Annotated in this window: 7 protein-coding genes; all 7 read left to right on the top strand. The window is 55.2% G+C overall.

Annotation, left to right across the window (positions count from 1 at the left end; all coding sequences use genetic code 11):
* The first annotated feature begins 14 nt into the window (after positions 1 to 14).
* The 7 genes from proX (at position 15) to emrB (ending at position 7039) form a co-directional block, all read left to right on the top strand.
* The gene (gene proX / locus JTI98_RS09820) at positions 15 to 1010 is read left to right on the top strand and encodes a glycine betaine/L-proline ABC transporter substrate-binding protein ProX (RefSeq protein ID WP_044326895.1); all 996 of its coding nucleotides are present in this window, start codon (positions 15 to 17) and stop codon (positions 1008 to 1010) included.
* Positions 1011 to 1205: 195 nt separating this feature from the next.
* Complete coding sequence (locus tag JTI98_RS09815; protein WP_216082199.1) at positions 1206 to 2390, top strand: MFS transporter; 1185 nt, start codon at positions 1206 to 1208, stop codon at positions 2388 to 2390.
* Positions 2391 to 2504: 114 nt separating this feature from the next.
* Positions 2505 to 3242, top strand: coding sequence for an AzlC family ABC transporter permease (locus JTI98_RS09810; protein WP_043001836.1), 738 nt, complete (start codon positions 2505 to 2507; stop codon positions 3240 to 3242).
* Positions 3232 to 3567 (top strand): L-valine transporter subunit YgaH, encoded by a 336-nt coding sequence (ygaH, locus tag JTI98_RS09805; protein ID WP_042326037.1) that lies wholly within the window; start codon positions 3232 to 3234, stop codon positions 3565 to 3567. Before JTI98_RS09810 ends, ygaH begins: the two co-directional genes overlap by 11 nt.
* A gap of 90 nt (positions 3568 to 3657) precedes the next feature.
* Entirely contained in the window at positions 3658 to 4188 is a 531-nt protein-coding gene (mprA, locus tag JTI98_RS09800) for a transcriptional repressor MprA (protein ID WP_044326893.1), read from the top strand.
* Between the two features lie 124 nt (positions 4189 to 4312).
* The gene (gene emrA, locus JTI98_RS09795; protein WP_042999624.1) at positions 4313 to 5485 is read left to right on the top strand and encodes a multidrug efflux MFS transporter periplasmic adaptor subunit EmrA; all 1173 of its coding nucleotides are present in this window, start codon (positions 4313 to 4315) and stop codon (positions 5483 to 5485) included.
* A gap of 15 nt (positions 5486 to 5500) precedes the next feature.
* Positions 5501 to 7039 carry a multidrug efflux MFS transporter permease subunit EmrB gene (emrB, locus tag JTI98_RS09790; protein WP_042999623.1) on the top strand — a complete coding sequence of 513 codons (1539 nt, stop codon included), beginning with the start codon at positions 5501 to 5503 and terminating at the stop codon, positions 7037 to 7039.
* Positions 7040 to 7042 lie beyond the last annotated feature (3 nt).

Below are 7042 nucleotides of genomic sequence, written 5' to 3'. Positions count from 1 at the left end.
ATTAAGGAACAACGATGCGACAGAAAATCATGATTGCCACAGCGTTTGCCACCCTTGTCTCCACCAGCGCTTTCGCTGCCGACCTGCCAGGTAAAGGCATTACCGTCCAACCGGTACAGAGCACCATCACCGAAGAAACCTTTCAGACGCTGCTGGTGAGCCGCGCGCTGGAGAAATTGGGTTACACCGTCAATAAACCGAGCGAAGTCGACTATAACGTGGGCTACACCTCTATTGCCTCCGGCGATGCCACGTTTACCGCCGTCAACTGGCAGCCGCTGCACGACGATATGTATTCTGCGGCAGGCGGGGACAAGAAGTTTTACCGCGAAGGCACATTCGTCACCGGGGCTGCGCAGGGTTACCTGATCGATAAGAAAACCGCTGAACAGTACAAAATTACTAACATCGCCCAGTTGAAAGACCCCAACATTGCTAAAATCTTCGATACCAACGGCGACGGTAAAGCGGACATGATGGGCTGCTCGCCAGGCTGGGGCTGTGAAGCGGTGATTAACCACCAGAACAAAGCGTTTGATCTGGAAAAAACCGTCGACGTCAGCCACGGCAACTATGCAGCGATGATGGCCGATACCATCACCCGCTTTAAAGAAGGTAAACCGATTCTGTATTACACCTGGACGCCTTACTGGGTGAGCGACGTGATGAAGCCAGGTAAAGATGTGGTCTGGTTACAGGTGCCGTTCTCCTCGCTGCCGGGTGAGCAGAAAGATATCGATACTAAACTGCCGAATGGCGCGAACTATGGCTTCCCGGTAAACACCATGCACATCGTTGCCAACAAGGCCTGGGCAGAGAAAAACCCGGCGGCGGCGAAACTGTTTGCCATCATGAAACTGCCGCTGGCGGACATTAACGCGCAAAACGCGATGATGCATGAGGGCAAAGCGTCGGAAGCTGATGTTCAGGGTCATGTTGACGGCTGGATAAAAGCCCACCAGCAGCAGTTTGACGGCTGGGTGAACGACGCGCTGGCGGCGCAGAAGTAATTGCCTCCTGAATGCCGGATGGCGCGCGATGCGCTTATCTGGCATACGATAGCCGGGAACGCGGTTCCCGGCCTGCTCCCTCCGTTCCCTCCCCTGATCGCACAATCCGGCACGCAACAAATCCCCAACATTCATAAATGTCCGCTATGATTGATTCCCAAAGAAATCATCACCTGACTCACGATTGCGAACATAATGACAAAAACCTCTCACGGGCTGAGCCCGGCACTGATCGTTCTCATGTCAGTGGCTACCGGTCTGGCCGTCGCCAGCAACTATTATGCACAGCCACTGCTCGAAACCATCGCACGCCACTTCTCACTTTCTGCCAGTTCAGCGGGGTTTATCGTCACCGCCGCTCAGCTTGGCTACGCCGCCGGTTTACTGTTTCTGGTTCCGCTTGGCGATATGTTTGAACGCCGGACGCTGATCGTCTCTATGACGCTGTTGGCGGCGGGTGGGATGCTGATTACCGCCAGCAGTCAGTCGCTGACGATGATGATCCTCGGCACGGCGCTGACCGGACTTTTTTCCGTGGTTGCACAAATTCTGGTGCCGCTGGCGGCGACGCTTGCCACGCCGAATAAACGCGGCAAAGTGGTCGGGACCATCATGAGCGGCCTGCTGCTGGGCATTTTGCTGGCGCGAACCGTGGCGGGACTGCTGGCGAATCTCGGCGGTTGGCGCACTGTCTTCTGGGTCGCCTCCGTATTGATGGCGCTGATGGCTATCGCGCTGTGGCGCGGCTTGCCAAAGGTGAAGTCAGACACCCACCTGAACTACCCACAGTTGCTGGGTTCGGTATTCAGTTTGTTTACCCGCGATAAACTGCTGCGCACGCGTGCACTGCTGGGCTGCCTGACCTTCGCCAATTTCAGCATTCTCTGGACGTCAATGGCCTTTTTACTGGCCGCCCCGCCGTTTAACTATTCTGAAGGGATGATTGGCCTGTTTGGGCTGGCGGGTGCCGCTGGTGCGCTCGGCGCGCGTCCGGCTGGCGGTTTTGCGGATAAAGGACATTCTCACCTCACCACGACCTATGGCCTGCTGCTATTACTGCTTTCCTGGCTCGCTATCTGGTTGGGACACACCTCAGTACTGGCGCTGATTGTGGGGATTCTGGTTCTGGATCTTACCGTTCAGGGGGTTCACATCACTAATCAGACGGTGATTTACCGTTTGTATCCGGAGGCCCGAAACCGTCTGACCGCCGGGTATATGACCAGTTACTTTATCGGCGGGGCAGCAGGGTCATTGATCTCCGCCTCGGCCTGGCAGCATGCCGGATGGCTGGGCGTTTGTCTGGCAGGGACGACCGTTGCCGTACTGAACCTGCTGGTCTGGTGGCGAGGATTTCACCGACAAGACGCTGCAATTTAAGCGCCCGGCAAGCGTTTGGGCTCCTGAGGGTGTTAAGGAGCCCCCCAGTCTGTTAAGGTGATAGAGATTATTAACCCTGATAATTTTAACATTGGTGATAACGCGCAAAACTCTATGGAAAGGCCCGCATCTCTGCCCAATACCCCTCCGGCTACCTGTGCGGAAGGATTCAAAGACAGCTTACCCATCGTCATCAGCTATATTCCTGTTGCCTTTGCATTTGGTCTCAATGCCACCCGTCTCGGGTTTAGCCCGGTTGAGAGCGTGTTTTTCTCCTGCATTATTTATGCCGGTGCCAGCCAGTTCGTTATCACAACCATGCTCGCCGCAGGCAGCACATTATGGGTTGCCGCCCTGACCGTTATGGCGATGGATGTACGCCATGTTTTATACGGTCCTTCCCTGCGCAGTCGTATCGCCCAGAAACTCAGTAAACCGAAAACCGCCCTGTGGGCGTTTGGTCTCACCGACGAAGTCTTTGCCGCTGCCACTGCAAAGCTGGTGCGGGATAACCGTCGCTGGAGCGAGAACTGGATGATTGGCATCGCGTTTTGCTCCTGGGCCTCCTGGGTGCTGGGAACCGTACTCGGCGCCTTTTCCGGCAGCGGTTTATTGAAAGGATTCCCGGCGGTCGAAGCGGCGCTCGGTTTTATGCTCCCCGCGCTGTTTATGAGTTTTCTGCTGGCGTCATTCCAGCGTAAACAGTCCCTGTGCGTGACCGCCGCCTTAGCGGGCGCACTGGCGGGCGTGACGCTGTTTTCCATCCCCGCCGCGATTCTGGCGGGGATTGTGTGTGGTTGTCTGACCGCGCTAATTCAGGCTTTCTGGCAAGGAGTTCCCGATGCGCTATGAGGTGCTGCTGCTCGGATTGCTGGTCGGCTGTGTAAATTATGGGTTTCGCTATTTACCGCTGCGTCTGAAGATGGGAAATACCCGTCCAGGCAAGCGTGGTGCAACCGGCGTTTTACTCGACACCATCGGCATTGCATCAATTTGCGCCCTGCTGGTTGTGTCAACGGCCCCTGAGGTCATGCACGATGCCAGTCGCTTCGTACCGACGCTCGTGGGCTTTGCTGTACTGGGTGCTAGTTTTTATAAAACGCGCAGTATCATCATTCCTACGCTATTAAGCGCTCTGGCCTATGGATTAGCGTGGAAAATGTTGGCGGTTTTATAGGTTGGAAAAATCATTTTAATTTAATAATACATTTACTTTATTTGTCACTGTCGTTACTATATCGGCTGAAATTAATGAGGTCATGCCCAAATGGATAGTTCGTTTACGCCCATTGAACAAATGCTAAAATTTCGCGCCAGCCGCCACGAGGATTTTCCGTATCAGGAAATCCTGCTGACTCGTCTTTGCATGCATATGCAAGGAAAACTGCTGGATAACCGCAATAAAATGCTGAAAGCTCAAGGGATTAACGAGACGTTGTTTATGGCGTTGATTACGCTGGAGTCTCAGGAAAACCACAGCATTCAGCCTTCTGAACTGAGCTGTGCCCTGGGATCATCCCGTACTAACGCGACACGTATCGCTGATGAGCTGGAAAAGCGCGGTTGGATCGAGCGCCATGAAAGCGACAACGATCGTCGTTGCCTGCATCTACAGTTAACCGATAAAGGCCATGCATTTTTGCGCGAAGTATTACCGCCGCAGCATAACTGCCTGCATCAACTGTGGTCCGCTCTTAACACTGCAGAAAAAGAACAGCTTGAGCACATCACTCGTAAGCTTCTGACGCGTCTCGATCAGATGGACCAGGATGGTGCTATCCTTGAGGCGCTGAGCTAACGCGTCGACTCGCTCAATAATCCAGATTACCAAAGAAAACTGACTGGCCAGCACCTGAACGTGCTGGCCTTTCTGATAAACAGCTCGGCTCAGCCGACGAAAAAATAAGATCGTGGAGAACAACATGAGCGCAAATGCGGAGACCCAAACCCCGCAGCAACCGGTTAAGAAGAAAAGCAAACGTAAAAGTACGCTACTCCTCCTGACCTTGCTCTTTATCATTATTGCCGTGGCATATGGAATTTATTGGTTTTTGGTACTGCGTCATGTCGAAGAGACCGATGATGCGTACGTGGCAGGGAACCAGGTTCAAATCATGGCACAGGTATCCGGCAGCGTGACGAAAGTCTGGGCGGATAACACTGATTTTGTTAAACAGGGTGACGTTCTCGTCACGCTCGATCAGACGGATGCCAGGCAGGCATTTGAAAAAGCGAAGACCGCGCTGGCCTCCAGCGTCCGTCAGACGCATCAGTTAATGATCAACAGCAAACAGTTGCAGGCGAACATTGCGGTGCAGAAAACGGCCCTTGCCCAGGCGCAAAGCGATTTTAACCGTCGCGTACCGCTCGGTAACGCCAACCTGATTGGTCGCGAAGAGCTGCAACACGCGCGGGATGCCGTGGCCAGCGCTCAGGCGCAGCTTGATGTTGCTATTCAGCAATACAATGCCAATCAGGCGATGATTCTCGACAGCAAGCTGGAAGATCAGCCCGCCGTCCAACAGGCCGCCACCGAAGTGCGTAACGCCTGGCTGGCGCTCGAGCGAACGAAGATCGTCAGCCCGATGACCGGCTACGTGTCGCGCCGCGCCGTGCAGCCTGGCGCGCAGATCAGCCCTACCACGCCGCTGATGGCTGTGGTTCCGGCCACCAATCTGTGGGTTGATGCTAACTTCAAAGAGACGCAGCTTGCCCATATGCGCATCGGCCAACCGGCAACGGTGATCAGTGATATCTACGGCGATGACGTTAAGTACACCGGTAAAGTGGTCGGTCTTGATATGGGGACCGGTAGCGCCTTCTCACTGCTGCCAGCACAGAACGCAACCGGTAACTGGATCAAAGTGGTTCAGCGTCTGCCTGTACGTATCGAACTGGATGCACAGCAGCTGGCGCAACATCCGCTGCGGATTGGTTTATCGACGCTCGTCACCGTCGATACCGCGAACCGCGACGGTCAGGTGCTCGCCAGCCAGGTGCGCACTACGCCGGTGTCTGAGAGTAACGCCCGTGAAATCAGCCTTGCCCCGGTCAATAAACTGATCGAAGAGATTGTGCAGGCCAACGCAGGCTAATCTGAGGTGCGTGTGATGCAACAGCAAAAACCGCTGGAGGGCGCGCAGCTCGTCATTATGACGATTGCGCTGTCGCTGGCGACATTCATGCAGGTGCTGGACTCCACCATTGCTAACGTGGCGATCCCTACGATCGCCGGGAACCTGGGCTCATCGCTGAGCCAGGGGACGTGGGTGATCACCTCTTTCGGGGTGGCGAACGCCATCTCGATTCCCATTACCGGCTGGCTGGCAAAGCGCGTTGGGGAAGTGAAGCTCTTCATGTGGTCAACGGTGGCGTTTGCCATCGCCTCCTGGGCGTGCGGCGTCTCCAGTAGTCTGAACATGCTGATCTTCTTCCGCGTCGTTCAGGGGGTGGTTGCCGGGCCGCTGATCCCGCTTTCGCAAAGTCTGCTACTCAATAACTACCCTCCGGCAAAGCGCTCTATCGCGCTGGCGCTGTGGTCGATGACAGTGATTGTCGCGCCGATTTGCGGCCCGATTCTGGGCGGCTATATCAGCGATAACTATCACTGGGGCTGGATTTTCTTTATCAACGTGCCAATCGGTATTGCCGTCGTTCTGATGACGCTGCAAACCCTGCGTGGACGCGAAACACGCACGGAACAGCGGCGGATTGACGCCATCGGGCTGGCGCTGCTGGTCATTGGGATCGGTAGCCTGCAGATTATGCTCGACCGGGGGAAAGAGCTGGACTGGTTCGCCTCACAGGAGATCATCATTCTGACCGTGGTGGCGGTGGTCGCCATTAGCTTCCTGATTGTCTGGGAGCTTACCGACGATAACCCCATTGTCGATCTCTCACTGTTTAAGTCGCGAAACTTTACCATCGGCTGTTTGTGTATCAGTCTGGCTTATATGCTGTACTTCGGGGCAATTGTTCTGCTACCTCAGCTTTTGCAGGAGGTTTACGGCTATACCGCGACGTGGGCGGGTCTGGCGTCCGCGCCGGTGGGGATTATTCCGGTGATCCTGTCGCCGATTATTGGCCGCTTTGCCCATAAGCTGGATATGCGCAGGCTGGTGACGTTCAGCTTTATTATGTATGCCGTCTGCTTTTACTGGCGTGCGTGGACGTTTGAACCGGGAATGGACTTCGGCGCCTCCGCATGGCCACAGTTTATTCAGGGCTTCGCGGTGGCGTGCTTCTTTATGCCGCTAACGACCATCACGCTGTCTGGCTTACCGCCTGAGCGTCTGGCGGCGGCATCAAGTTTGTCTAACTTTACGCGAACGCTGGCGGGGTCAATCGGGACATCGATCACCACCACCATGTGGACCAACCGGGAATCGATGCACCATGCACAGTTAACCGAGTCGGTGAATCCGTATAACCCGAATGCGCAGGCAATGTACGATCAGCTACAGGGATTGGGCATGACGCAGCAACAGGCGTCTGGCTGGATAGCCCAGCAGATAACGAATCAGGGGCTGATTATTTCAGCCAACGAGATCTTCTGGATGTCGGCGGGGATCTTCCTGGTGTTGCTCGGTCTGGTCTGGTTCGCTAAACCCCCGTTTGGTGCGGGCGGTGGCGGTGGTGGCGCGCACTAAGGT

The organism is Citrobacter sp. MGH 55 (assembly GCF_016906145.1).
GTDB lineage: Bacteria > Pseudomonadota > Gammaproteobacteria > Enterobacterales > Enterobacteriaceae > Citrobacter_A > Citrobacter_A amalonaticus.
This window is presented reverse-complemented; position numbering and strand designations above follow the sequence as displayed.

Coding starts and splice junctions, on each gene's coding strand:
- proX (WP_044326895.1), top strand. CDS start 15: ATGCGACAGAAAATCATGATTGCCACAGCGTTTGCCACCCTTGTCTCC.
- JTI98_RS09815 (WP_216082199.1), top strand. CDS start 1,206: ATGACAAAAACCTCTCACGGGCTGAGCCCGGCACTGATCGTTCTCATG.
- JTI98_RS09810 (WP_043001836.1), top strand. CDS start 2,505: ATGGAAAGGCCCGCATCTCTGCCCAATACCCCTCCGGCTACCTGTGCG.
- ygaH (WP_042326037.1), top strand. CDS start 3,232: ATGCGCTATGAGGTGCTGCTGCTCGGATTGCTGGTCGGCTGTGTAAAT.
- mprA (WP_044326893.1), top strand. CDS start 3,658: ATGGATAGTTCGTTTACGCCCATTGAACAAATGCTAAAATTTCGCGCC.
- emrA (WP_042999624.1), top strand. CDS start 4,313: ATGAGCGCAAATGCGGAGACCCAAACCCCGCAGCAACCGGTTAAGAAG.
- emrB (WP_042999623.1), top strand. CDS start 5,501: ATGCAACAGCAAAAACCGCTGGAGGGCGCGCAGCTCGTCATTATGACG.